Source organism: Citrobacter sp. Cf088 (assembly GCF_030334295.1).
GTDB lineage: Bacteria > Pseudomonadota > Gammaproteobacteria > Enterobacterales > Enterobacteriaceae > Citrobacter > Citrobacter freundii.
Genome location: NZ_JAOWEE010000052.1, coordinates 202,439 through 224,935, shown reverse-complemented (window position 1 = coordinate 224,935; position 22,497 = coordinate 202,439). Strand labels below are relative to the sequence as shown.

19 protein-coding genes and 1 other RNA gene are annotated in these 22,497 nt (G+C 53.4%); 11 read left to right on the top strand and 9 right to left on the bottom strand.

The window, feature by feature from the left end; genetic code table 11:
• Nucleotides 1–60 precede the first annotated feature (60 nt).
• Both menI and ydiJ read right to left on the bottom strand, forming a co-directional pair.
• Nucleotides 61–471, bottom strand: coding sequence for a 1,4-dihydroxy-2-naphthoyl-CoA hydrolase (gene menI / locus OGV71_RS12415; protein WP_003030541.1), 411 nt, complete (start codon nucleotides 469–471; stop codon nucleotides 61–63).
• On the bottom strand, nucleotides 468–3,524 hold the full coding sequence (ydiJ, locus tag OGV71_RS12410; protein ID WP_048219015.1) for a D-2-hydroxyglutarate dehydrogenase YdiJ: 3,057 nt from the start codon (nucleotides 3,522–3,524) through the stop codon (nucleotides 468–470). Before ydiJ ends, menI begins: the two co-directional genes overlap by 4 nt.
• 213 nt (nucleotides 3,525–3,737) lie before the next feature.
• Between ydiJ and ydiK the strand changes: the two genes are divergently transcribed.
• The 3 genes from ydiK to aroD all read left to right on the top strand — a co-directional run bounded on the left by ydiK (nucleotide 3,738) and on the right by aroD (nucleotide 6,065).
• Nucleotides 3,738–4,847, top strand: a complete 1,110-nt coding sequence (gene ydiK / locus OGV71_RS12405; protein WP_003030544.1) for an AI-2E family transporter YdiK — start codon at nucleotides 3,738–3,740, stop codon at nucleotides 4,845–4,847.
• Between the two features lie 184 nt (nucleotides 4,848–5,031).
• Nucleotides 5,032–5,139: antisense sRNA RprA (gene rprA, locus OGV71_RS12400), an RNA gene on the top strand.
• Nucleotides 5,140–5,306: 167 nt separating this feature from the next.
• Nucleotides 5,307–6,065, top strand: coding sequence for a type I 3-dehydroquinate dehydratase (aroD, locus tag OGV71_RS12395; protein WP_048219016.1), 759 nt, complete (start codon nucleotides 5,307–5,309; stop codon nucleotides 6,063–6,065).
• 109 nt (nucleotides 6,066–6,174) lie between these two features.
• On the opposite strand, the gene ppsA is transcribed toward aroD, so the two are convergent.
• A complete protein-coding gene (ppsA, locus tag OGV71_RS12390; RefSeq protein ID WP_003030548.1) occupies nucleotides 6,175–8,553 on the bottom strand; it encodes a phosphoenolpyruvate synthase in 2,379 nt (792 codons plus the stop codon).
• 327 nt (nucleotides 8,554–8,880) lie between these two features.
• Between ppsA and ppsR the strand changes: the two genes are divergently transcribed.
• The 8 genes from ppsR (at nucleotide 8,881) to OGV71_RS12350 (ending at nucleotide 16,963) form a co-directional block, all read left to right on the top strand.
• Nucleotides 8,881–9,714 carry a posphoenolpyruvate synthetase regulatory kinase/phosphorylase PpsR gene (gene ppsR, locus OGV71_RS12385; RefSeq protein ID WP_003030553.1) on the top strand — a complete coding sequence of 278 codons (834 nt, stop codon included), beginning with the start codon at nucleotides 8,881–8,883 and terminating at the stop codon, nucleotides 9,712–9,714.
• A gap of 126 nt (nucleotides 9,715–9,840) precedes the next feature.
• A complete protein-coding gene (gene aroH / locus OGV71_RS12380; RefSeq protein WP_003030555.1) occupies nucleotides 9,841–10,887 on the top strand; it encodes a 3-deoxy-7-phosphoheptulonate synthase AroH in 1,047 nt (348 codons plus the stop codon).
• Between the two features lie 169 nt (nucleotides 10,888–11,056).
• Nucleotides 11,057–11,245: a hemin uptake protein HemP gene (gene hemP, locus OGV71_RS12375; RefSeq protein ID WP_003030556.1), complete on the top strand. Its 189-nt coding sequence runs from the start codon at nucleotides 11,057–11,059 to the stop codon at nucleotides 11,243–11,245.
• A gap of 74 nt (nucleotides 11,246–11,319) precedes the next feature.
• Complete coding sequence (locus OGV71_RS12370; protein ID WP_204583640.1) at nucleotides 11,320–13,302, top strand: TonB-dependent hemoglobin/transferrin/lactoferrin family receptor; 1,983 nt, start codon at nucleotides 11,320–11,322, stop codon at nucleotides 13,300–13,302.
• A 47-nt stretch (nucleotides 13,303–13,349) separates the two neighbouring features.
• A complete protein-coding gene (gene chuS, locus OGV71_RS12365) occupies nucleotides 13,350–14,381 on the top strand; it encodes a hematinate-forming heme oxygenase ChuS (RefSeq protein WP_048233606.1) in 1,032 nt (343 codons plus the stop codon).
• Nucleotides 14,378–15,199, top strand: a complete 822-nt coding sequence (locus OGV71_RS12360) for a heme/hemin ABC transporter substrate-binding protein (RefSeq protein WP_003843463.1) — start codon at nucleotides 14,378–14,380, stop codon at nucleotides 15,197–15,199. Before chuS ends, OGV71_RS12360 begins: the two co-directional genes overlap by 4 nt.
• Nucleotides 15,199–16,191: a FecCD family ABC transporter permease gene (locus OGV71_RS12355; protein ID WP_204583642.1), complete on the top strand. Its 993-nt coding sequence runs from the start codon at nucleotides 15,199–15,201 to the stop codon at nucleotides 16,189–16,191. The genes OGV71_RS12360 and OGV71_RS12355 overlap by 1 nt, the downstream gene beginning before the upstream one ends.
• Entirely contained in the window at nucleotides 16,184–16,963 is a 780-nt protein-coding gene (locus OGV71_RS12350) for a heme ABC transporter ATP-binding protein (RefSeq protein WP_110248439.1), read from the top strand. Before OGV71_RS12355 ends, OGV71_RS12350 begins: the two co-directional genes overlap by 8 nt.
• On the opposite strand, the gene selO is transcribed toward OGV71_RS12350, so the two are convergent.
• The 6 genes from selO to btuC all read right to left on the bottom strand — a co-directional run bounded on the left by selO (nucleotide 16,960) and on the right by btuC (nucleotide 22,377).
• Nucleotides 16,960–18,402 carry a protein adenylyltransferase SelO gene (selO, locus tag OGV71_RS12345; protein ID WP_048219024.1) on the bottom strand — a complete coding sequence of 481 codons (1,443 nt, stop codon included), beginning with the start codon at nucleotides 18,400–18,402 and terminating at the stop codon, nucleotides 16,960–16,962. The genes OGV71_RS12350 and selO overlap by 4 nt on opposite strands.
• A 61-nt stretch (nucleotides 18,403–18,463) precedes the next feature.
• Entirely contained in the window at nucleotides 18,464–19,177 is a 714-nt protein-coding gene (locus OGV71_RS12340) for an EAL domain-containing protein (RefSeq protein ID WP_204583644.1), read from the bottom strand.
• 316 nt (nucleotides 19,178–19,493) lie between these two features.
• Nucleotides 19,494–19,958, bottom strand: coding sequence for an NlpC/P60 family protein (locus OGV71_RS12335; RefSeq protein ID WP_003836644.1), 465 nt, complete (start codon nucleotides 19,956–19,958; stop codon nucleotides 19,494–19,496).
• Nucleotides 19,959–20,035: 77 nt separating this feature from the next.
• Nucleotides 20,036–20,785 (bottom strand): vitamin B12 ABC transporter ATP-binding protein BtuD, encoded by a 750-nt coding sequence (btuD, locus tag OGV71_RS12330; protein WP_003030567.1) that lies wholly within the window; start codon nucleotides 20,783–20,785, stop codon nucleotides 20,036–20,038.
• A complete protein-coding gene (locus tag OGV71_RS12325; RefSeq protein WP_003030569.1) occupies nucleotides 20,785–21,336 on the bottom strand; it encodes a glutathione peroxidase in 552 nt (183 codons plus the stop codon). Before OGV71_RS12325 ends, btuD begins: the two co-directional genes overlap by 1 nt.
• Nucleotides 21,337–21,396: 60 nt before the next feature.
• Nucleotides 21,397–22,377: a vitamin B12 ABC transporter permease BtuC gene (btuC, locus tag OGV71_RS12320; RefSeq protein WP_003030570.1), complete on the bottom strand. Its 981-nt coding sequence runs from the start codon at nucleotides 22,375–22,377 to the stop codon at nucleotides 21,397–21,399.
• Between the last annotated feature and the right edge of the window lie 120 nt (nucleotides 22,378–22,497).

Genomic DNA, 22,497 nt, shown 5'->3' with positions numbered 1-22,497 from the left:
TCAAAACCTGCACAGTATAACACCATTCCCTGTGCAGATAATGACCAAAAGCAATATGCATCACAAAATTGCGGTCGTCAGACGCGACGTACAGCACAATCGTCCCTGCTCATCGAAGATCTCTATTTGCCAAACCTGGTGACGAGAGCCGGTATGTAACGCGCGACATACGCCCCTGACGTGCCCTTCCCGCGCAGAACGGATATGGTTGGCGTTGATCTCCAGGCCCACCACTTTCTGCTCACCCTGAGTGCACAGGTATCCCGCTACCGAACCAATACTTTCCGCCAGCACCACGGATGCGCCGCCGTGCAGCAACCCAAAGGGTTGTTTGGTGCGATGGTCCACCGGCATTGTAGCTTCCAGCGTATCGTCACCAATGTGCACAAAACGAATATCGAGCAACCCAACCATATTTCCTTCACCCATGGCATTGAGCGCCTCGAGTGTGACTTCACGTTTCCAGATCATCCTATAATCTCCAGCAGTGCCTGTAATGGGTGGCGAACGCCCGTACCTTCAACGCGTTTTACCTGGCTGCGACAGGAGTATCCGGTAGCCAGACAACGGTTACGCGGCAATCGTTGCATTGCCTGGTGCCATGATAGCTCATAGATCCCCAATGAGTTTTGGTGATTCTTTACTTCGTGGCCGTAGGTGCCAGCCATACCACAGCATCCCACGCTGACGTTCTCCAGCTTTGCGCCAAAACGGGCAAAAATAGCCGCCCACTGCGCAGGCGCGCCTGGCAAAGCAGTCACTTCGGTACAGTGGCCAAAGAAGTACCACGGTTCACCGCCAACAGCGACTGGCTGCTGCGCTTCCACAGCTTTCGATAACCATTCGTTGGCTAGCAACACATGGAAATCACCCCGTTGTTCGCCCAGCGCCAGCTTGTATTCATCGCGATAACAAAGCACCAGCGCCGGATCAACACCCACCATCGGAATATTCAGCTTCGCTACCCGGTTAAGAAACTCGGATGTCTTTTTCGCCGTTTTGGCAAAACGGTTTAAGAAGCCTTTAATGTGCTGCGCCTTGCCGTTTGGTGAAAACGGCAGCAGTACCGGCTGCATGCCCAGCTTCTCTACCAGACGTATAAAGTCAGCAACCACCTGCGCATCGTAATAGCTGGTGAAAGGGTCCTGCACCACCAGCACCGTACGCGCTTTTTGCTCAAGGCTGAGTAATTCGAGCTGTTCCAACGTCATATTGGCGGAACGATGCCCCACAAGTTGGCGTTGCAGCGACGGTGCAGACAACAGCGGTAAATCAACCATTCCAATGTGCTTTTTAGCCAGGTTTCGCACCAGCGGCTGGTTGATGAAGAAGTTAAACGTTTTGGGCGCTCGTGCCATTAACGGCGCATAGCTCTCAACGGTCGCCACCATGTGATCGCGCAACGGGCGCAGATAACGCGTGTGGTACAGCTGGAGGAAGCGCGAACGGAACTCCGGTACATCAATTTTAATTGGACACTGTGTTGAACATGCTTTACATGCCAGACAGCCGGACATTGCCTCTTTTACTTCGTGCGAGAAATCGTATTCACCCTTGCGCGCATGCCAACTGTTGCGGGTACGGGCAATCAGCGCACGTAAACTGGCGCGTTTTTCCGGTAGCTCTTTTTCCAGCTGTATTGGGTCGATCCCGCGATCCGCTAACAAACGCAGCCATTCACGCACCAACGTGGCTCGCCCTTTTGGCGAATGAATACGGTTGAGGCTGATTTTCATCGACGGACACATGGGACTTTTCGCATCGAAATTAAAGCATAACCCGTTGCCGTTACACTCCATTGCCCCGCGCCACTCCTGGCGTACGGCCAGAGGGATCTGACGGTCATACGTTCCGCGTTTCACCGCGTCCACTTTCATCATCGGCGCATCTACGCCTTCCGGTGGACAAATTTTCCCAGGATTCAGCCGGTTTTGCGGATCAAACACCGATTTCACTTTGCGCAGTTCGCGATACAGCTCCTCGCCGAAGAACGCCGGGCTGTATTCTGCACGAAAACCTTTCCCATGCTCGCCCCACAGCAAACCGCCATATTTCGCCGTCAGCGCCACAACATCATCAGAAATGCGTTTCATCAGCACTTCCTGCTGCGGGTCACACATATCCAACGCCGGTCTGACGTGAAGCACGCCAGCATCCACGTGACCAAACATGCCGTAACTCAGGGCGTGGCTGTCGAGTAGCGCGCGGAACTCGGCAATATAGTCCGCCAGATGCTCCGGCGGAACGCAGGTATCCTCAGCGAACGGAATTGGCTTCGCGGAACCTTTTGCATTGCCCAGCAGACCGACTGCCTTTTTGCGCATGGCGTAAATTCGTTCGACTCCCGCCAGTTCGGTACACAGCTGCCAGCCAATGACACCCGCTTCCTGGCGAGCGATTAAGCCATCCAGACGTTCACACAGTGCGCTGACCTGCGAATTAATCAATACTTCGTCGTCACCGGCAAACTCTACAATGTTCAGACCCAGCATCTCTTGATCAGGTACATCGGTAATCAATTCACTTACCGAGTGCCAGACGATATCTTCCCGCGCCAGATTGAGTACTTTGGAGTCGACAGTTTCTACCGACAATGCCCGCGCTTCCACCATCACCGGGGCATTACGCAACGCCGAGTCGAAAGAGTCGTACTTGACGTTAACCAGTTGTCTGACTTTTGGCAGCGGCGTGATATCCAGACGGGCTTCGGTGATAAACGCCAGCGTACCTTCAGAGCCGGTGAGAATGCGGGTTAAATCAAATTCGGTCATCTCATCGTTAAAGACGTGCCGTAGATCGTACCCGGTCAGGAAGCGATTAAGTTTCGGGAATTTATCCATGATCAGTTGTCGGTTATCGCGACAACGTTCATAAACGGTCTTATAGATGCGGCCAATGGTGGTATTGCTTTTCCCCAGCATTTCGGCAAGCTCGATCGGCATTGGCTGAGTATCAAGAATATCGCCGCCCATCAGCACCGCACGGATGCCCAACACATGATCGGAAGTTTTACCGTAAACCAACGATCCTTGCCCGGACGCATCGGTGTTGATCATCCCGCCGAGCGTTGCCCGGTTACTGGTGGATAATTCCGGGGCAAAGAAATAGCCGTAAGGCTTCAGAAACTGGTTGAGCTGATCTTTTATCACCCCGGCTTCTACCCGCACCCAACCTTCTTGCGGGTTGATTTCAATAATGCGGCTCATATAGCGGGACATATCAACAATAATGCCCTGGTTCAGCGCCTGACCGTTGGTCCCGGTGCCGCCGCCGCGCGGGGTAAAAATCAACGACGAGAAAAGCGGTTCTGCCGCCAGACGGGCGATTAGCGCCACATCTGCGGTTGAACGAGGGAAAACGACAGCATCAGGTAGCAGCTGATAAATACTGTTATCCGTCGACATTGTCAGACGATCGGCATAGCTCGTTGCCGTATCGCCCGTAAATCCTTGCTGCTCCAGCGCCTGCAAAAAGTTGAGCACCAGTTGAACGACACCTGGTGCCTGAGAAATTTGTGGAATCATTATAGTGACCCTTTCCTGCGGTCTGTGTTGTGAATTTAATCGTTTGCGTGTTGCTTTGTTTGTTGTATCACATTTTTTTCTAATACGCTCAGCAGATTTACAGGCAGAATCCGCCTGTTCAAAACCGCTGAAATTGCTCATCATTACAGGGTGTCATTTAAGTATTCACGTCGCGTCAACGTTCTGGCGCAAAGACAAAGGTGAAAAGTATTTATGGTAAATTTCCGTCAGCCCAGGGATATTGCACAAGTGCTGCTATCGGTGCTGTTTTTAGCCATCCTGATTGTGGCCTGTCTCTGGATTGTTCAGCCCTTTATCCTCGGTTTTGCCTGGGCAGGCACGATTGTTATTGCAACCTGGCCTATCCTGCTACGCTTACAAAAATTGCTCTGGGGACGCCGTTCACTTGCCGTACTGGTGATGACGCTGTTGCTGGTGCTGTTGTTCATCATCCCCATCGCGCTGCTGGTTAACAGCATCGTCGATGGCAGTGGGCCGCTGATCCATGCCGTAACCGCAGGTGATATGACGCTACCGGATCTGGCATGGTTGAACAGCATTCCACTGGTGGGTGCCAAAATGTATGGCGCATGGCACAGCTTACTGGATATGGGCGGTTCGGCGATTATGGCCAAGGTTCGTCCTTATATCGGCACCACCACAACCTGGTTCGTCGGTCAGGCCGCGCATATCGGCCGCTTTATGATGCACTGTGGCCTGATGCTGCTGTTCAGTGCCCTGTTGTACTGGCGCGGTGAACAAGTCGCATTAGGTATTCGTCACTTCGCCTGCCGTCTTGCCTCAAAACGTGGAGATGCTGCCATTCTGCTTGCAGCACAAGCCATTCGCGCCGTCGCATTAGGCGTTGTGGTCACCGCTCTGGTACAGGCAGTGCTCGGGGGTATTGGTCTGGCGGTAACCGGTGTGCCGTATGCCACACTGCTGGCGGTATTGATGATCCTGTCATGTCTGGTGCAACTGGGGCCGCTACCGGTACTGATTCCGGCCATTATCTGGCTATACTGGACGGGGGATTCAACCTGGGGCACCGTGCTGCTGGTGTGGAGCGGCGTGGTCGGAACACTGGATAACGTGATTCGACCGATGCTGATTCGCATGGGCGCCGATTTGCCACTGCTCCTGATTCTCTCCGGAGTCATCGGCGGATTGATTGCCTTCGGCATGATTGGTCTGTTTATAGGTCCAGTAGTACTGGCCGTTTCCTGGCGTCTGTTCTCCGCGTGGGTAAATGAAGCCCCTGCGCCAGGTACCAATCCGGATGAAATCCTCGAAGAAATTGCTGAAATCGAACGCAATAAGTAATCCAACATCAGGCGGCAACGCCGCCTGATTGTTTAACAATACTAATCAATCCCTCCCTCTTACGGGATTAGACCCAACGCCGTCCTTCTTTCAATACTCATTTGTGTCGCAAATTCTTTACAGTTTTTAAACTATTGAGATGAATCTGATCGACGTAAAAAAACAGTATGCCTACTATTAGCCCATGGCTTTAGATCAACACATTGATTTATAAGCATGGAAATCCCCTGAGTGAAACAACGAATTGCTGTGTGTAGTCTTTGCCCATCTCCCACGGTGGGCTTTTTTTTGTCCTTCGTACCATTCTAATCGCCGTACTCTCCTTTCTTAACTTTCCCACCATTCAACGGTCTGTACCAATTAAAAAAAGTGGTTTCGATATCAAGCGCAAATCCGTGATATTGTTGAAGGCTCAGGGGGCTGACGGACAGATATCAGCCAATATTTATAAGGTAATCAATGAAAACCGTAACTGTAAGAAATGTCGTAATTGGCAAGGGTGCACCGAAGATCATTGTCTCACTGATGGCTAAAGACATCGCAATGGTAAAAAGTGAAGCGCTGACCTATCGCGAAGCGGATTTCGATATTCTGGAATGGCGCGTTGACCATTTTGCCGATGTCGCATCCATTGACGCAGTCCTGGACGCTGCGCGCGCCATCCGCGAGATTCTGCCTGACAAGCCGTTACTTTTTACCTTCCGTACTGCGCAGGAAGGCGGCGAGCAGGCCTTACCTGCTGAAGACTATTTCGCACTAAACCGTGCAGCGATAGACTGTGGTCTGGTGGATATGATCGATCTCGAGCTATTCACTGGTGATGTGCAGGTTAAAGCAACCGTTGAGCAAGCTCACGCCAAAAACGTCCTGGTTATTATGTCGAATCATGATTTTCATAAAACGCCGGCCGCAGAGGAGATTGTTCAGCGTCTGCGTAAAATGCAGGAACTGGACGCCGATATCCCCAAAATTGCGCTGATGCCGCAATGCAAAACGGATGTGCTGACGCTGCTCAGCGCGACGCTGGAAATGCATGAACGCTATGCCGATCGTCCAATTATCACGATGTCGATGGCAAAAAACGGGGTGATTTCTCGTTTAGCTGGCGAGGTTTTTGGTTCAGCAGCCACGTTCGGTGCAGTGAAAAAAGCATCTGCTCCGGGGCAAATCGCAGTGACCGATCTGCGCACTGTACTGACAATATTGCATCAGGCTTAAGCGTGGAAGGATAAAATACCGGATGACGATGCTGCCGCATCTTATCCGGCCCACGAATGATACTCACCGTAGGCCGGATAAGGCGCTTACGCCACCATCCGGCATGATGTTACTTGTTCAGTTCAGCCAGGCTCAGCCAGGTCTGCACGACGGTATCCGGGTTCAGCGACAGGCTGTCGATCCCCTCTTCCATCAACCAGGCCGCGAAGTCTTCGTGGTCAGAGGGACCCTGACCGCAGATACCCACGTATTTGCCTTGTTTCTTGGCTGCGCGAATCGCCATCGACAGCAAGGCTTTCACCGCGTCGTTACGCTCATCAAACAGTTCAGAAACTACACCAGAGTCACGATCCAGACCCAGCGCCAACTGCGTCATGTCGTTTGAGCCGATGGAGAAGCCGTCGAAGTACTCGAGGAACTGCTCGGCCAGCAAGGCGTTAGACGGGATCTCACACATCATGATGATCTTCAGTCCGTTCTCACCGCGTTTCAGCCCCTGGCGTGCCAGCTCTTCCACCACCGCTTTCGCCTGGGCAACGGTACGTACAAACGGTACCATCACTTCAACGTTAGTCAGGCCCATGTCGTTACGGACACGTTTTACTGCGTCACATTCCAGCGCGAAGCAGTCGCGGAAGCTATCGGCAACATAACGGCCCGCCCCACGGAAGCCCAGCATCGGGTTCTCTTCATGCGGTTCATAACGCTCACCGCCGACCAGGTTGGCATATTCGTTGGACTTAAAGTCAGACATACGCACGATGACGCGTTTAGGATAAAACGCCGCCCCCAGCGTCGCGATCCCTTCCGTCAGACGACCAACGTAGAATTCACGCGGAGAATCGAAACCTTTCATCATGGCGCGGATTTCATTTTGCAGCTCAGGCGTCTGGTCATCAAACTCCAGCAGTGCACGCGGGTGTACGCCAATCATGCGGTTGATGATAAATTCCAGACGCGCCAGACCGACACCTTCGTTTGGCAGGCAGGCGAAGTCGAAAGCGCGGTCCGGGTTACCGACGTTCATCATCACCTTCAACGGCAGATCCGGCATGGTCTCCACGCTGGAACTCTTCACGCTAAAGTCGAGCATGTCAGCGTAAACATAACCGGTGTCGCCTTCGGCACAAGAGACAGTAACCTTCTCACCATCTTTCATACGCTCGGTCGCATCGCCACAGCCCACCACGGCTGGGATCCCCAGTTCACGGGCAATGATTGCCGCGTGACAGGTACGACCGCCACGGTTGGTGACAATCGCCGCTGCTTTCTTCATGATCGGTTCCCAGTCCGGGTCGGTCATGTCGGTAACCAGTACGTCGCCTGGTTCGATACGGTTCATTTCGCTGATGTCTTGGATGACTTTAACCGGACCCGCGCCAATGCGGTGACCGATGGCACGACCTTCAGCAATAATTTTACCCTGCGCATGCAGCGTATAACGCTCCATCACCTGGCCACGAGAACGCACGGTTTCAGGGCGCGCCTGCACAATGAACAGCTTACCGGTATGACCGTCTTTCGCCCATTCGATATCCATCGGACGGCCGTAGTGCTTCTCGATCTGCACCGCCTGCTTGGCCAGTTCCTGCACTTCTTCGTTAGTCAGGGAGAAAATGTCGCGTTGTTCCTGCGGCACATCTTCGATCGTTACCTGCTTACCGTGTTCCTGAGTCGGCGCGTAGATCATGCGGATTTTTTTCGAACCCATGGTGCGACGAACGATAGCCGGACGATTAGCCGCCAGCGTCGGTTTATGCACGTAAAATTCATCCGGGTTAACGGCCCCCTGCACGACCATCTCGCCCAGGCCCCATGCAGAGGTAATAAACACTACCTGATCGAAACCGGATTCGGTATCGATGGAGAACATGACGCCGGAAGACGCGAGGTCAGAACGCACCATCCGCTGCACACCCGCAGAGAGCGCTACGCCACGATGGTCATAACCCTGGTGGACACGATAAGAGATCGCACGGTCGTTAAACAGCGAGGCAAATACGTGTTTGATGGCAACCAGCACGGCATCAAATCCCTGGACGTTGAGGAAGGTTTCCTGCTGACCGGCAAATGACGCATCTGGCATATCTTCTGCGGTTGCGGAAGATCGCACAGCAAAAGAGGCATGGGCATCGTCCGCTGACAGCTGCGCGTAGGCATCGCGGACGGCATTTTCCAGCTCCGGCTGGAAAGGAGTGTCGATAATCCACTGGCGGATCTGCGCGCCGGCTTTTGCAAGCTCGGTGACATCGTCAATATCCGTTTTATCCAGCAGCTCATAAATGCGCTGGTTTACACCGCTCTGGTCCAGAAACTGGTTAAACGCGTCGGCGGTCGTTGCAAAACCATTCGGTACGGAAACACCCATACCTGAAAGGTTAGTAATCATTTCACCCAGGGAGGCATTTTTGCCCCCAACTCTGTCTACATCATTCATGCCGAGTTGGTTATACCAAAGCACCAGCGGTGACGAGCCATTGTTGGACATCGAACAATCCTTATATTTGAACGAGGTTAGGAAACTCAATTTTGCGTAATTATCTTTGCATATTTACTCCAGCGAAAAAAACGGTGAATCGTTCAAGCAACTTTATTTTTTATTTTTTCAGATTGTTTACGCATTTGCGCAAACCCGCGAGCCACAGGGGATCTCCACAAAAACTACCGGTATAAATATTTGTTCCGAAAAATGAAATGCACTTTTCATTAATTATAAAAATACCGTTTCATTTTATAAAAAAGATGCAGCAATATTCGCTTCTGGCGAATTTTAATTTATGCTTTCAGAGAATTATGTCTGCCCAGGATGAGCAAAATGGATAATGCTGTTGATCGTCACGTATTTTATATTTCTGATGGTACGGCCATCACCGCCGAGGTCTTGGGTCACGCGGTGATGTCGCAATTCCCGGTCACGATCAGCAGCATTACGCTGCCGTTTGTGGAAAATGAGAGTCGTGCGCGCGCGGTTAAAGACCAGATTGACGCGATCTACCAACAAACTGGTGTGCGCCCTTTGGTGTTTTACTCCATCGTCCTGCCAGAAATTCGCTCAATCATTCTGCAAAGTGAGGGATTTTGTCAGGATATTGTGCAGGCGCTGGTTGCCCCACTACAACACGAGATGAAGCTCGACCCTACACCTATCGCCCATCGCACGCACGGTCTGAATCCCGGTAACCTCAACAAGTACGACGCGCGCATTGCCGCCATTGACTACACCCTCGCCCACGACGACGGTATTTCGTTGCGCAACCTCGATCAGGCCCAGGTGATCCTGCTCGGCGTTTCTCGTTGCGGCAAAACCCCAACCAGTTTGTATCTGGCCATGCAGTTTGGTATCCGCGCCGCCAACTACCCCTTTATTGCCGATGATATGGATAATTTGGTGCTGCCCGCCTCTCTGAAGCCGTTGCAGCATAAGCTGTTCGGTCTGACTATCGACCCTGAGCGCCTGGCGGCCATCCGCGAAGAGCGCCGTGAGAACAGCCGTTACGCCTCGCTGCGACAGTGCCGAATGGAAGTTGCTGAGGTAGAAGCGCTGTACCGGAAAAACCAGATCCCCTGGCTGAACAGTACCAATTATTCGGTAGAAGAGATTGCTACCAAGATCCTCGATATCATGGGACTGAATCGCCGCATGTACTAGAATGCTAGTGCATTGGTTCGATTTTTTGTTATTATGCTCGCCACCAGGCAGGATGAGTGTGATATTGTGATGTACATCACTTCCCGGTAGTCCTGCCGTTGAAGCAACAAATTTCTGAGACAAGTAATGAACAGAACCGATGAACTCCGTACTGCGCGTATTGACAACCTGGTCACTCCAGCAGAGCTTGCGCAACGGCATCCTGTTTCATCCTCCGTCGCCCGTCATGTTACGGACTCCCGACGTCGGATAGAAAAAATTTTAAATGGTGAAGACCCCCGTTTACTGGTGATCGTAGGTCCCTGCTCGATTCACGATCTTGATGCCGCGATGGAATACGCGACACGATTACAGGCGCTGCGCACAAAGCACCAGGCGCGTCTGGAAATCGTGATGCGTACCTATTTTGAAAAGCCACGCACCGTCGTGGGCTGGAAAGGCCTGATTTCCGACCCGGATTTGAACGGCAGTTATCGTGTAAACCACGGTATTGAACTGGCGCGAAAACTGCTGTTGCAGGTCAACGAACTGGGCGTCCCCACGGCGACTGAATTCCTCGACATGGTGACCGGCCAGTTTATTGCCGATTTAATCAGTTGGGGAGCTATTGGCGCGCGCACCACCGAAAGTCAGATCCATCGTGAAATGGCCTCCGCGCTCTCCTGCCCGGTCGGTTTTAAGAACGGAACGGATGGCAACACGCGCATCGCCGTCGATGCGATTCGCGCCTCCCGCGCCAGTCACATGTTCCTCTCGCCGGATAAAACCGGTCAGATGACCATTTATCAGACCAGCGGTAACCCTTACGGGCATATCATCATGCGTGGCGGTAAAAAGCCGAATTATTATGCTGAAGATATTGCCGCCGCCTGCGATACCCTGCACGAATTTTCCCTGCCTGAGCATCTGGTGGTCGATTTTAGCCACGGCAATTGCCAGAAGCAGCATCGTCGTCAGTTGGACGTTTGTGATGATGTGTGCCAGCAAATCCGTAACGGCTCGACGGCAATTGCCGGGATCATGGCGGAGAGTTTCTTGCGTGAAGGTACTCAAAAAATCGTTAGCGGCCAGCCGTTGGTTTACGGTCAGTCCATTACCGACCCGTGCCTGAACTGGGAAGATACTGAACTGTTGGTTGAAAAACTCGCCTCTGCGGTTGATAGCCGTTTTTAATGCTGTTCACCGGGCAATATCACTTTGCCCGGTGCTAATCCTTTGTTTTTCCCCAATTGTTGTGCAAAAAACGTTCTCGTCACAATTATTTCACAAAAACGCTTGCCGCAAATTTGCAGTTTGATGATAATGATTATCATTGTTACATTGATTGTTATTTTTAAACACTATGTCACGTATGGATAACACAACGGCTACGCCTACAAAAGACACAACACCGCCTTCCGTCGCGCCAAACGAGCGACGAATTGACAGTAAAACCCTGCTGGGTAACGAAGGACGCGTGATCATAGAACATGATGGTCAGCACTACCTGCTGCGCCAGACGCAAGCCGGAAAACTCATTCTGACTAAATAAACAACACATTTCGCCAGCCACCCAGGTCATACCCAGGCAGCCAGCGCTTTTCGATTTCCTAATGGAGAGTTGCTATGCCTTACCTGCACACCGCTTCCCTGCGTCCATCGCTGTTGGCGCTGGCGATTGTCAGTAACCTGCCCGCCGTAGCCTATGCGGCGGTCGAAGATATGACCGTTACCGCCACCGGCAATGCCCGTAGTGCCTTTGAAGCGCCGATGATGGTCAGCGTGATTGATGCCACCGCCCCGGAAAACCAGACCGCCAGTTCGGCAGCCGATCTGTTGCGGACGGTTCCGGGTCTAACCCTCGATGGAACGGGTCGTACCAACGGCCAGGACGTGAATCTGCGCGGCTACGATCGACGTGGCGTTCTGGTACTGGTTGACGGCGTTCGTCAGGGAACTGACACCGGACACCTGAACAGCACCTTCCTCGACCCGGCGCTTATCAAACGTATCGAAGTCGTGCGTGGCCCTTCCGCACTACTGTACGGTAGCGGCGCGCTGGGCGGCGTGATCGCCTATGACACTGCGGATGCCAAAGATCTGCTGGAAGCCGGACAAAACAGCGGTTACCGCGTGTTCGGTACCGCGGCAACCGGCGATCACAGCCTCGGTATGGGCGCCAGCGCATTTGGGCGCACCGATACGCTGGACGGACTGCTTGCATGGTCGAGTCGCGATCGCGGTGATTTACGCCAGAGTGACGGTACTACTGCGCCGAATGATGAAGCAATTAACAATATGCTGGCGAAAGGTAGCTGGAAAATTGACAGCGCCCAGACGTTGGCCGGCTCGCTGCGTTACTACAACAATGACGCCCGGGAACCTAAAAACCCGCAGACCAGTGTGGCGGATACCAGCAACCCGATGACCAACCGTTCAACGATCCAGCGTGATGCGCAACTGACCTACTCGCTCGCTCCGGCAGACAATGACTGGCTGAACGCGGATGCCCGTATCTACTGGTCCGAAGCGCGCATTAATGCTCAGAACGCAGATAACACTGGCGAATTTCGCAAGCAAACCACCAAAGGCGGGAAGATCGACAACCGCAGCCGCCTGTTTACCGACTCTTTTGCATCTCACCTGTTGACCTACGGCGGTGAATACTATCGCCAGGAACAACAACCGGGTGGTTCAACCACCGGTTTCCCGGAGGCAAAGATCGATTTCAGCTCCGGCTGGCTACAGGATGAAATCACCCTGCGTGACCTGCCGGTTACGCTGCTGGGCGGTACCCGTTATGACTCTTATCGCGGCAGCAGCGACGGCTATGAAGATGTTGATGCTGACAAATGGTCGTCCCGCGCCGGACTCACCGTTACGCCAGCCGACTGGCTGATGCTGTTCGGTTCATACGCTCAGGCCTTCCGTGCGCCAACCATGGGCGAAATGTATAACGATGCGAAACACTTCTCGATTGGTCGTTTCTACACTAACTACTGGGTGCCAAACCCTAACCTGCGCCCGGAAACCAACGAAACACAGGAATACGGATTTGGCCTGCGCTTTGACGATCTGCTGATGGCGAGCGATGCGCTCGAATTTAAAGCCAGCTATTTCGACACCAAAGCAAAAGATTACATCTCCACCAGCGTCGACTTCGCCGCTGCGACAACCATGTCCTATAACGTTCCCAATGCCAAAATCTGGGGTTGGGACGTGATGGCGAAATATACCGCCGACCTGTTCAGCCTCGACATGGCCTATAACCGCACACGCGGCAAAGATACTGACACAGGTGAATACATTTCCAGCATTAATCCGGACACCGTCACCAGCAAACTGAATGTGCCGGTTGCGCACAGCGGTTTCTCCGTAGGCTGGATCGGGACATTTGCTGACCGTTCAACGCATATCAGCAGCACCTACGCTAAACAGCCTGGCTATGTGGTAAACGATTTTTACGTGAGCTATCAGGGCCAACAAGCGCTGAAAGGCATGACCACCACGCTGGTACTGGGCAACGCCTTTGACAAAGAGTACTGGTCGCCGCAAGGCATTCCGCAGGATGGTCGTAATGGCAAAATTTTCGTGAGTTATCAGTGGTAATCACTTTTCCCCGGTTCGCCGGGGCCGCAATCTGGAAGGAAGAGACAATGAATCATTACACACGCTGGCTGGAACTGAAGAAAGAAAATCCCGGAAAATACGCACGTGACATTGCAGGATTGATGAATATTAGCGAAGCCGAACTGACCTTTGCGCGCGTCGGCCATGACGCCTGGCGCTTACGTGGCGAAGTCCGCGAAATCCTCGGCGCACTGGAAGCGGTTGGTGAAACCAAATGCATTTGCCGCAACGAATATGCGGTGCATGAACAGGTTGGCGCTTTTACCAATCAGCACCTGAACGGCCATGCCGGGCTGGTTCTTAATCCGCGTGCACTCGACCTGCGTCTGTTCTTAAATCAGTGGGCAAGCGCTTTTCATATCAGTGAGACCACCGCCCACGGCGAGCGTCAGAGCATTCAATTCTTTGACCATCAGGGAGACGCACTGCTGAAGGTCTATACCACACAAAATACCCTCGTTGAGGAATGGGCGGCGTTGCTGACCCGTTTCATCTTTGCAGAAAACCCGCCGCTGGTGCTGCAACCCGTCAACAATTCTGTGCCTGCCGCCGTCACTGTCGACGCACAGACCGTTGATCAAGAGTGGCGAGCGATGACTGATGTCCATCAGTTCTTCGGTCTTCTGAAACGCCACGATCTCACCCGCCAACAGGCGTTTAATCTGGTTGGCGACGATCTGGCCTGTAAGGTTTCTAATAGCGCACTGGCGCAATTACTCGACACCGCGCGTCAGGATGGCAACGAAATTATGGTTTTTGTGGGTAATCGCGGCTGTGTACAGATATTTACCGGCGTGATTGAAAAACTGGTACCGATGAAAGGCTGGCTGAACATCTTCAACCCAACCTTTACCCTGCATCTACTGGAAGAGAGCGTGGCAGAAACGTGGGTGACGCGTAAACCGACCGCCGATGGTCACGTCACCAGTCTGGAGCTGTTTGCTGCCGACGGCACGCAAATCGCCCAGCTGTATGGTCAACGTACGGAAGGCGAGCCGGAGCAGACACAATGGCGCGCACAGATTGACGCACTGACGCCGAAAGGACTGGCCGCATGAAAAAACTGCTGGCCCTGATCGCGCTGCTGCCCTTCGCGGCGCTGGCTGCGCCCGAGGAACGGGTTGTTGCGCTCGGTGGCGATGTCACCGAGATTGTCTACGCACTGGGAGCACAACCCTCCCTTGTGGCGAGAGACAGCACCAGCCAGTGGCCTGTTGCGGCAACCGCGTTACCTGATGTTGGTTATTTGCGCCAGCTCAACGCCGAAGGGATCCTGGCTACCCGCCCTACGCTGGTCCTTGCCAGCGCGCAGGCACAGCCCTCTTTAGCGCTAAAACAGCTTGAACAGAGCAACGTCAGGGTTGTCACGATCCCAGCAAGCAACGATCTTAACGCGATTGATGAAAAAGTTCGGGTTATCGCTGAGGCTACTCATCGGGAGGCCGACGGAGAAACTCTGCGCGCAACGTTACGTCAGGAACTGGCGACGCTCCCGTCGTCTGAACTTAATAAACGTGTGCTGTTTATTCTCAATCATGGCGGGATGACCGCGATGGCGGCGGGCCAGCAAACCGGAGCCGATGCGGCGATTCGTGCCGCAGGTCTACGCAACGCGATGCAGGGCGTTAATCGCTATCAGCCGCTGTCACAAGAAGGCGTCATTGCCAGCCAGCCCGATCTGGTGGTGATTTCGCAGGACGGCGTTAAGGCGATGGGTGGCGAAGATAACCTGTGGGCGCTACCGGGACTTGCGCAAACACCTGCCGGAAGGAATAAACAGGTATTGCAGGTTGACGATATGGCGCTGTTGGGCTTCAGCGTTCGCACGCCACAGGCTATTTTGCAGCTTCGTGCTAAAGCGGAGCAATTGCCCTGATGTCCCGGCGGATCACCTGTTCGTTGTGGATGTTGGCATTGATGCTGATTGCAATGACGGTTCTGGCTACCGGTTTTGGCGCGTTGCGCCTGCCAGTAAGTCTGCTCTGGCGTGATGGCGATGAGGCACTGCGTCAAATCTGGATCACGATTCGTCTTCCCCGCGTCCTGCTGGCACTGGTGATTGGCGGCTCTCTGGCGCTCGCTGGCTGCGTGATGCAGGGGCTGTTTCGCAATCCGCTTGCAGACCCTGGATTACTGGGAATAAGCAGCGGCGCTGCCTGCGCTGTGGCCCTGTGGGTGGTGCTGCCTGTCTCTTTGCCCGCGCTGATGATGTTGTATGCTCCAATGCTGGCCGCTTTTTTCGGCGCGCTGGCGGCAACCGTAGTGATTTTTATCCTCAGCCAACAGCGCGACGGTTCGCTCTCCCGCCTGCTGCTGGTCGGCATTGCCATCAACGCGCTCTGCGGGGCGGCGGTTGGCGTACTGTCGTGGGTCAGTAATGATGCGCAACTGCGCCAGCTGTCGCTATGGGGAATGGGAAGTCTGGGGGCCGCACAGTGGTCCACGCTGTTGGCTGTCACTTCACTGACAATCCCGACAGTGCTGATCATCTGGCGACTTGCTCCGGCGCTGAATCTTCTGCAACTGGGTGAGGAAGAGGCGCATTATCTCGGCGTTGATGTACGTACAATCCAGCGTATTTTGCTGCTTTGTAGCGCATTACTGGTTGCCTCAGCCGTGGCGGTAAGCGGGGTGATTGGCTTTATCGGGTTGGTAATCCCACATTTAATACGTATGTGGCTCGGCTCAGACCATCGGGCCGTTATTCCGGGTTCCGTGCTGGCGGGCGCGTTTTTATTGCTGATTGCCGACACCCTGGCTCGTACGGCGGTTGCGCCTGCGGAGATGCCGGTCGGTCTGTTGACCAGTCTTCTCGGTGCACCGTGGTTTTTATGGCTTATTTTTCGTCAGCGAGGAGCGCATGGCTGAACATTTCATCGCTGAAAGGCTTCATTATCACGTAGCTGGCAGACCGGTGATTGACGACGTATCGCTCGCCCTTACAAGAGGTGAACTGGTTGCGCTCATCGGCCCAAACGGTGCGGGAAAATCCACCCTGCTACGCCTGCTGACCGGTTTTCTGCAGCCCGCTAGCGGGCGCTGCGTGCTGGCGGGCAAACCGCTGCATGAATGGTCTACCCAGACCCTGTCGCGGCATCGGGCAGTGATGCGCCAGCAAACACTGTTGGGATTCGACTGGCCGGTAGAGGCCGTCATCGCGATGGGCCGCGCGCCGTGGACCCAACAGCAGGAGCCCCGGCTTATCGCTCAGGTGATGGAAATGACCGGATGCACACCGTTGGCGGGTCGGCAATACGCCGCGCTTTCCGGCGGCGAGCAACAGCGAGTACAGTTAGCCCGTGCGCTGGCACAACTCTGGTGCGACGGTGCGCCTCGCGGTTGGTTATTCCTTGATGAACCGACCTCCGCGCTGGATCTTTACCACCAGCAGCATCTGTTGCGCATGCTAAAAACGCTTACCTCTTCGGGAGAGCTGCATGTGTGCATTGTGCTTCACGATCTGAACCTCGCCGCACTGTGGGCAGACAGAATAGTGCTGCTGCACAACGGCAGGCTGGTATCGCAGGGAACACCGGAAACTGTGTTACAAGCCGATGACCTGAAGCGCTGGTACGGTGCTCAGGTACACGTTGGCCAGCATCCGGCCAACGCCTCCCCGCAGGTATTTCTGGCCCCTTAGCTTGAACAACTCACTTCCAGCCGTTTGCCCCAGTCAGGTGGACGGCTGACATAGTCATCATCACGATCGGCAAACGGGGTACGCAACGCCTGGTGCAACCGATGCAGCTCGGCGTAATCCCCCTGTTCTGCCTGACTAATCGCCCGTTGCGCCAGCCAGTTACGTAATACCATCGCCGGGTTAGCCGCCTTCATCTGGGTTTGTCTGACAGCATCGGCAATATTGTCTTGCTGAAGGCGCGAGCGATACCGCGTGAACCAGTCGTCAAACGCTGCGCGGTCGATAAACTCATCGCGCAACGGAGATTGCGCACTGTGTTGTTCCGTTTGGCTGAGCATGCGAAACGTTCGCGTATAGTCGCTTCTTTCCCGCGACATCAGACTAAACAGCTCGCTAAGCAGTTCGTTATCGTCTGTCTGCTCGCTAAAGAAGCCGAGCTTTTGCCGCATCCGCTGACCGTAGCGAGTTAACAGCGCCAGCTGGTAACTGTCCAGCGCATCATTGAGCGCCTCGACCGGGATAAACGGCGACAGGGTTTGCGCCAGACGTTGCAGGTTCCACAACGCGGCGGCCGGTTGATTATCGAAACTGTATCGCCCCTGGTTGTCAGAGTGGTTGCAGATATAATCGGGCACGTAATCATCAAGAAAACCGAATGGACCGTAATCCATCGTCAGACCCAGAATCGACATGTTGTCCGTGTTCATAACACCATGCGCAAATCCTACCGCCTGCCAGTCAGCGATTAACGTCGCAGTACGCGTGACAACATCGTTAAACCACAGCTGATATTTATCGGCGTCTTCCTGCCATTGCGGCCAGTAATGGCGAATCGCAAAGTCAGCCAACTGGCGCACTTTTTCCGGCTCCCGGCGATAGTAAAAATGCTCAAAATGGCCAAACCGCATATGGCTTTGCGCCACGCGGATAAGCATCGCCCCCGCTTCGACCGTTTCGCGATACACCGGCGTGTCGCTGGTGACAATCGACAATGCCCGCGTGGTCGGTATTCCCAGGTAGTGCATCGCTTCACTGGCCAGGCTTTCGCGAATGGTCGAGCGCAGCACGGCGCGCCCATCACCCATGCGGGAATACGGCGTGAGTCCGGCGCCTTTCAGGTGCCAGTCAAACGTTGAACCATCCGCAAGCTGTTGTTCGCCCAGCAGGATCCCACGTCCGTCGCCAAGCTGACCAGCCCAGACGCCGAACTGATGCCCACTATAAACCTGGGCTAAAGGCGACATTCCGGGAAGCAGCGATTCGCCTCCCCAAACGCCCGCACCAGTTGGAATATCAAATAGCGCCGCAGGAATAGCTAATTGCTCCGCCAGCGCATCGTTATGCCAGATAAGGCGCGCATTTTTCAAAGGGGTGGGTGAAAGCGCGGTATAAGTTGCTGGTAGTTCATCACGCCAGCGAGTGGTAAAAGACAGGGTCATAGGGCCTCCTGCCTCTAGTGTAGACTGTTAATAGCCTGTTAAACACCAGCAAATAAAAGGGTTATATCTTAGCAAGCGAAATTATCTGCGCAGGAGGCACTGCAGGCCACAATCCTCCCTGCATGGCACTGAATCCCACAGGCAAAACGCGCTCCAGCATCTCTTGTGTATCAATTCCGCTAATGATTATTGACTCACAACTGGGAGATAGTTGCACCAGAATAGCCCGCATAAACGGTTCAAACGAAATATGTGCAATCCTTTGTTGAACAAAGTTTTTATCCAGAACGACGCGTTTGAACAGGCCGTCAAAAATTGCCCGGGTTGATATACCGCCAGCACCATAGTTTGTCAGGACTAATGGAAATCGCGCAGCAAGTGCGGCCAATGTTGGATTATCTTTACCTTTGTTTAACTCCGGATAGCTTTCATTAATAGTCAGCTCCAGAAATGAAAATCGTTCAACTTGTGAAGCAAGTTCAGTATCTGATAATAAAGTATTAGCAATTGCTGGCGTTAAATTAATCCAGGCAAATACTTTTCGCTGAATAAAAAAATGTTGGCACGTTTCGATTAATTCTAGTTTTTCTACAAATAAACGACATTGTTCGTCGTCTGACATCCGAGGTAGGACCAGCTCGGTGGGTATACGCACATCCCCATGTGCACTGGCGAAATTGGTGATGATGTCGACGAATTCAAGATCGCCTTTTTCGCTTCTCGCAGGAAGAAAAGAGAACTCAGAATGGTAAAGATTATCCAGTGAAACAATCATCGTGCCAGCCCCGCTGCATGGGTGTTATCCGGCATCCTGTAGCAAAGGATGAAGAAATACGTTACTGCTGATGCAAGTAGAGGCCCTTTCATTTTTCCCTTTTTAGCCGGTAAATCGAATCCTTTTTTTTAGCTTATCCTGATTATAAGCGAATATCCAGCTTTGCACTTTTTAATATCTCGGAATAAATCATATTTTTAGCAAGATACGCTCTTAATGTTCATGGGTATTGTCTAACCCAAAGCAGAAATAAAAGTTAACTTTCAAACGGTGATGTCGAGGCTGCCACTCGATGGCAGCCTCGGAGTTGTGGGGATTAAATACGTCGCGCCTGCCAAAAGTTTTTACGCCAGTAAACGTTATCCAGAGACGAGCGCATCACTCCACGGCTGGTTGAAGCATGAATAAATTGATTATTGGTATCGTAAATACCGACATGCAGACCGCTTTCCCCAGACCCGGTTTTAAAGAAAACCAGATCGCCGGGCAGCAAATCGTCTTTATCAATTTCGGTACCAATCTTTGATTGCGTACGCGTATCGCGTGGGAGTTGCAGATCGAATTTATCGCGCATCGTCATCAAAACAAATCCAGAACAATCCACCCCGCTACGACTCATACCGCCATAACGATAGGGTGTGCCATGCCAGGTTTGTAGCTGATCATTAAGACCGGCGATAACGGCGATTGAATCCGACAAGCGGGCATTTGGCGCAGGCGCACGATGGCTGCTGCAGCCCGCCAAAAACAATGCTGTGATTAAAAGGAGCCAAAAGCGCATTCAGTACGAATCCTCTGAATTTTATTTTTATACCAATTTAGCGTGGAAATTATATGATTTTCAAGAACCCATTTAACTTAAGTGGTTGATATGAGCATTCTGTGCCCTTCAATATCCAAACGTCGGAAGTTGACGCCATAGGCCGCAGACAGATTAGCCGGCGTCAGTACCGCATCTCGAGAACCACTGGCAAGCAGTTTCCCGCGTTTGAGTAGCCAGGCTTTATGCGCATGGCGTAAGGTGTGATTAAGGTCGTGACTGCTCATCACAATCGCTATGCCCTGCAAACACAGCTGACTCAACAATCGATCCAGTGCGTTTTGTTGCGCGACGTCCAGACTGTTCATCGGCTCATCCAGGAGTAAAAGCTGACCTAATGGATTCGCTTGTGGGCAAATCTGCAGGATAACCGCAGCCAGGCGCACACGCTGCCACTCACCGCCGGAGAGTTGGTTCACGCCGCGCCCCAGTTTATCTCCCAGGCCGAGCGCATCGGCGACCTCCTGTAACAGATCGGTACGTGCTTTGTCGGGTTGATGCAGCGTCAGAAAATGCCAGACCGGCATCGCAAACGGGGGATTTTGCTGTTGCGCAAGATAGGCACGATATTGCGCCAGCCTGGCAGCCGGCCATTCCTCCAACGGCATATCACCAAAAGTGATGCTGCCCTCTCCGTTCGTTAGACCCGCCATACGCGCCAACAGCGTACTTTTTCCGGCACCGTTTGGTCCCACTAAATGCAGGATCTCTCCTGCTTTTATCTCACCAGAAAGCGGGCCAAGACGGGTCGATTCCGCGACGTCCTGTAGCTGCATCAATCGAGACATTAGTTTGCCAGCGCCTGCTTGATGGTTTGCACCAGAATGGGATCCTCAGGCGTCATATCCGGTGAGAATCGTTGCAGCACTTTTCCATCGCGCCCCACTAAAAACTTCTCGAAATTCCACAGAATATCGTCCGGGTAGAGCGGCGCACGACCTTTGCTCGCCATTCGCTCATAGAACCCACTGTCCGCAGGTGCAACGGCCGTTGGCGCGGCATCAATCAGCTTCTGATACAGCGGATGGCGTCCCTCGCCGTTGACGTCAATTTTGCTGAACATCGGGAAAGTTACGCCCCAGGTGGTACTGCAGTACGTTTTTATTTCCTCTTCGCTGCCCGGCTCCTGGCCCAGAAACTGATTGCAAGGGAAACCAAGAACGCTGAAGCCCTGTTGGTGCCAGGTTTTCTGCAGATTCTCCAGTTGCTCGTACTGCGGCGTCAGTCCACATTTTGAAGCAACGTTGACGATTAACAGCACATTTCCGGAATACGGCTGCAGTGAGGTAACCTCGCCGTCGATGGTCGTCACTTCTGTATCGAGGATAGTGTTTTGCATAGCATCTCCAGAACAACAGGTGGATTTTCAGTGTTTAATCATAGACCGAACCAACGCGTTCTAGCGCGCGGCTTTTAACAATAGCCAGATAAATACCGGTGCGCCCATGGTGGCCGTCACCACGCCGATAGGTAACTCAGCCGAGGCCAGCACCAGACGCGCGACAACATCAGCAAACAGTAATGCGATTGCACCAGCCAACGCACAACCTGGCAATAAAACACGGTGATCGGTGAGGCCGCACAGTCGCAAAATATGCGGGATCACAAGCCCAATAAAACCAATCGCCCCTGCCAGAGCCACGCTCACGCCGACCATCCAGCCCGTGGCGACCACCAGCAGGTTGCGCCAGAACCATAGGGGCAGCCCCAGCTGACGAGCAGATATCTCTCCTAATGCCAGCATATTCATCGGCTGCGACTGACAGCAGATCCACACCAGTACCGGAATCAACGCTATCATGAGCCAGGCCTGATGCCAGTCTACGCCACCGAAGCCCCCCATCATCCAGTACATCAGCTGTCGTAAGTCAAATGAGGTGGAGAAGTAGATGGCCCATGTCATCAGCGCGCTACAGATAATCCCCAGCGCCACCCCTGCCAGCAGCAGACGGCTGGTAGACAAATGGCGGCGGGCGAAACGTAGCAGTATGAGCGTGATAATCAGCGCCCCGGCAATGGCGCAAAGGCCCAATGCCCAGCCGGGAAGTTGCCCCTGCCCCAGCAGCACCGCCGCGATGAGCCCGACTCCCGCGCCGTTAGACACGCCTAATAATCCCGGCTCGGCGAGCGGATTTTCAAAGAGAGCTTGCATCACTGCGCCTGATAAGGCCAACGCAGCGCCTACCAGCAAAACGGCAAGGGTACGGGGAAGTCGGATTTGCCAGACGAACAGATCGCCGCGGGCGCTGAACCAGTCGCCGGGAGCGATCCATTGTTCTCCTGCGCACAAGCTTAGAATCGTTGCCAGTAGCATAAGTACTGACAGTGACAGTATCCAGCGCACATTTCGACGCTGCTGTTGATGGGCGAAAGTCAGCATGTTTTCCATTCTGCTGAAAAGAGATGAAGGTGATTCTACGGTGCTGATTCGGTAGTGAAAAGGAAAAAGGCCGCAGAGCGGCCTTTTTAGTTATATATCATGGTTTGCGCTGCCGCTTTG

Excerpts from the sequence above, each read along its gene's own strand:
- menI (WP_003030541.1), bottom strand. The coding sequence starts at position 471 with ATGATCTGGAAACGTGAAGTCACACTCGAGGCGCTCAATGCCATGGGT.
- ydiJ (WP_048219015.1), bottom strand. The coding sequence starts at position 3,524 with ATGATTCCACAAATTTCTCAGGCACCAGGTGTCGTTCAACTGGTGCTC.
- ydiK (WP_003030544.1), top strand. The coding sequence starts at position 3,738 with ATGGTAAATTTCCGTCAGCCCAGGGATATTGCACAAGTGCTGCTATCG.
- aroD (WP_048219016.1), top strand. The coding sequence starts at position 5,307 with ATGAAAACCGTAACTGTAAGAAATGTCGTAATTGGCAAGGGTGCACCG.
- ppsA (WP_003030548.1), bottom strand. The coding sequence starts at position 8,553 with ATGTCCAACAATGGCTCGTCACCGCTGGTGCTTTGGTATAACCAACTC.
- ppsR (WP_003030553.1), top strand. The coding sequence starts at position 8,881 with ATGGATAATGCTGTTGATCGTCACGTATTTTATATTTCTGATGGTACG.
- aroH (WP_003030555.1), top strand. The coding sequence starts at position 9,841 with ATGAACAGAACCGATGAACTCCGTACTGCGCGTATTGACAACCTGGTC.
- hemP (WP_003030556.1), top strand. The coding sequence starts at position 11,057 with ATGTCACGTATGGATAACACAACGGCTACGCCTACAAAAGACACAACA.
- OGV71_RS12370 (WP_204583640.1), top strand. The coding sequence starts at position 11,320 with ATGCCTTACCTGCACACCGCTTCCCTGCGTCCATCGCTGTTGGCGCTG.
- chuS (WP_048233606.1), top strand. The coding sequence starts at position 13,350 with ATGAATCATTACACACGCTGGCTGGAACTGAAGAAAGAAAATCCCGGA.
- OGV71_RS12360 (WP_003843463.1), top strand. The coding sequence starts at position 14,378 with ATGAAAAAACTGCTGGCCCTGATCGCGCTGCTGCCCTTCGCGGCGCTG.
- OGV71_RS12355 (WP_204583642.1), top strand. The coding sequence starts at position 15,199 with ATGTCCCGGCGGATCACCTGTTCGTTGTGGATGTTGGCATTGATGCTG.
- OGV71_RS12350 (WP_110248439.1), top strand. The coding sequence starts at position 16,184 with ATGGCTGAACATTTCATCGCTGAAAGGCTTCATTATCACGTAGCTGGC.
- selO (WP_048219024.1), bottom strand. The coding sequence starts at position 18,402 with ATGACCCTGTCTTTTACCACTCGCTGGCGTGATGAACTACCAGCAACT.
- OGV71_RS12340 (WP_204583644.1), bottom strand. The coding sequence starts at position 19,177 with ATGATTGTTTCACTGGATAATCTTTACCATTCTGAGTTCTCTTTTCTT.
- OGV71_RS12335 (WP_003836644.1), bottom strand. The coding sequence starts at position 19,958 with ATGCGCTTTTGGCTCCTTTTAATCACAGCATTGTTTTTGGCGGGCTGC.
- btuD (WP_003030567.1), bottom strand. The coding sequence starts at position 20,785 with ATGTCTCGATTGATGCAGCTACAGGACGTCGCGGAATCGACCCGTCTT.
- OGV71_RS12325 (WP_003030569.1), bottom strand. The coding sequence starts at position 21,336 with ATGCAAAACACTATCCTCGATACAGAAGTGACGACCATCGACGGCGAG.
- btuC (WP_003030570.1), bottom strand. The coding sequence starts at position 22,377 with ATGCTGACTTTCGCCCATCAACAGCAGCGTCGAAATGTGCGCTGGATA.